This window comes from Oleiphilus sp. HI0061, from assembly GCF_001635675.1.
Window position 1 is genome coordinate 1 of sequence record NZ_LWFE01000756.1, and the last position, 475, is coordinate 475.

Here is a 475-nt window from a genome sequence, read left to right on the forward strand (position 1 = left end):
GTTTGATTTCGTAGCGTGTGCGCTCAAAGTCACTCATAGGAATGCTGCTGGGAGGACGCTCGTGTGTCAACCAGCCTACGATTAAATCAATTAGTGCCGATTTACTTATCAAACCCATTTCATAAACCTTTTATTATCGATACTATTGGGTATAGACAATAAAGCTGCATTCAACAAAGGCTAAATTGTAAAATCTTATTAATGCAGGGCTGGTTAAACGCTAGTTACTGAATCAATACCGGGTGTATAGCGACACGATTACCCGTATTGAGTAGTCTCGAACGAGAGGGTGAAATATGTCAAAAGATATCGACCAGAGCGATGAGATCAAACAAATAAAGGATGGTGACCAGAGCTCGCAGCTATCCGAGAAAATCAAAGAGTCTGCACGTCAGATCTGGTTGGCAGGTTTAGGGGCCTACAATAAAGCTGAAGAAGATACCGGAAAGATTTTCGACAAGCTTGTAAAGGAAGG

General features: G+C 41.9%; 1 protein-coding gene. It reads left to right on the forward strand.

Going from position 1 to position 475, the window contains the following annotated elements; all coding sequences use genetic code 11:
* Positions 1–296: 296 nt before the first annotated feature.
* Positions 297–475, forward strand: a 179-nt coding sequence (locus tag A3735_RS28810; protein ID WP_197485794.1) for a phasin family protein, incomplete at its 3' end; no start/stop codon positions are given.